The organism is Gordonia lacunae, from assembly GCF_002149015.1.
GTDB lineage: Bacteria > Actinomycetota > Actinomycetes > Mycobacteriales > Mycobacteriaceae > Gordonia > Gordonia lacunae.
This window is the reverse complement of the sequence record NZ_NGFO01000079.1, coordinates 1-1678: the sequence shown is the minus strand read 5'-3', so window position 1 is coordinate 1678 and position 1678 is coordinate 1. Positions and strand designations below refer to the sequence as shown.

Here is a 1678-nt window from a genome sequence, read left to right as displayed (position 1 = left end):
TGCTGATCCGATGCACCATGCCGTCGCCGTCGAGGGGATAGACGAACGACCCGATCGGGTCGTTCGTCTATCCCCTCGACGGCGACGGCATGGTGCATCGGATCAGCATCTCCGACGGCCGCGTCGGGTACACCAACCGGTTCGTCCGCACCCCGATGGTGATCGCGGAAGAGGCTGCCGGACAAGCCCTGTGGTCAGGTCTCACCGACGGATACACGCCGCCGGCAAGTGTGGTGGGCGCCGAACTGGCCGGCACCTACCGCGAACTGCCCGACATCAACATCGTCCGGCACGGTGGCCGACTGATGGCGATGGCCGAGTCCGACCAGCCCTACCTGCTCGAGCCATCGTCGCTGGCCACCCTGGCCAAGACCGACTGCTCCGGCGCCATGCGGGTGGGCAGCACCGCCCATCCGAAGATCGATCCGGCGACCGGAGAGATGGTGTTGTTCAACTACGGGCTCGAGGCGCCGTACCTGACATGGTCGGTGGTCTCCGCGGACGGGACCACGACCACCGGCCCCACCCCGGTCGGGGGACTCGACAAGCCGGTGATGATCCACGACATGGCTCTGACGTCGCGATATCTTGTTCTTTTCGTGTGCCCGTTGATCTTCGACCTCGAGGGCGTCATGGCCGGTGGGTCGCTGCTGTCCTGGCAACCCGACGACGGCACGCGCGTCGCGCTCATCCCGCGCGACGGCGGTCCGGTGCGCTGGGTGCACACCGATCCGTTCTGGGTGTGGCACTTCGCCAACGCCTTCGACGGCCCGGAGCCCGAGCACGGTGTCACCGTCGACTATGTCGAATGGAGCTACCCGGGAGGCTTCGCCGACGAACCGCGGCCGGCGACGTCGGCGCTCACCCGTGCGGTCATCCGCCCGGACGGCACCATCACGCGGAACACGATCAGCGACAACGCCTTCAACATGGAGTTCCCGCGCGTCGACGATCGGCTGCTCACCCGGGATCACCATCGGGTCGCGTCGGTGGCGAAGGGGCCGAGGGACGACGGTGCCACCGACAGCCTCTGGTTCCACGACCTCTCTGCCGGGACCGAGACCTACTGGAGTCCCGGAGCCGCCATCGGCGAGCCGATCTACATCCCGGGTGCCGAACGCGACCACTGGGGTGCGATCGGCACCGACCCCGCCGACATGCGTTCGTACTTCTATCTTCTCGCCGCCGATGAACCGACGGCGGGACCGGTCGCCACCGTTCAACTCCCGATTCGCGTCCCGGCCGGCCTGCACGGGGCGTGGTTGCCAGACCCGGAGTGAAGCCGGGATCGTCGACTCGTCACTACTCCCTGAGGAGCGGGCTTGCGAGCGTCACGAAGGGTTTCGCAACCTCGGTCGCCCGGACCCTTCGTGACGCGGCCTCCGCAAGCTCCGGACGCTCCTCAGGGAGCAGAGGGGTAGGGCGGATTCAACCGGTCGCTGCAACAGCGGGATCGGTTGGTCCTGATCGTAGTAGTTCGTCGAGTTTGTAGGCGGGGCTGCGCCAACCGTGTCGTTTGCGGGGCCGGCCATTGAGTTCGGCGGCCACGTTGGCCAGGATCCCCGGCCCGTGAAACGACAGGTCGGTTCCCTTGGGGAAGTACTGGCGCAGCAGGCCGTTGGTGTTCTCGTTGCTGCCTCGCTGCCAGGGGCTGTGCGGGTCGGCAAAGTAGATCGGC

At 67.2% G+C, this 1678-nt stretch carries 1 protein-coding gene and 1 pseudogene; one reads left to right on the top strand and one right to left on the bottom strand.

Features of this window, described 5'->3' with window-relative positions; all coding sequences use genetic code 11:
• Positions 1 to 47: 47 nt before the first annotated feature.
• Positions 48 to 1280, top strand: a pseudogene (locus CA982_RS26190) (carotenoid oxygenase family protein); the annotation flags it as partial.
• A gap of 148 nt (positions 1281 to 1428) precedes the next feature.
• On the opposite strand, the gene CA982_RS26185 reads toward CA982_RS26190, so the two are convergent.
• Positions 1429 to 1678: IS30 family transposase (locus tag CA982_RS26185; protein WP_144066110.1), on the bottom strand; the 250-nt coding region annotated here is incomplete at its 5' end.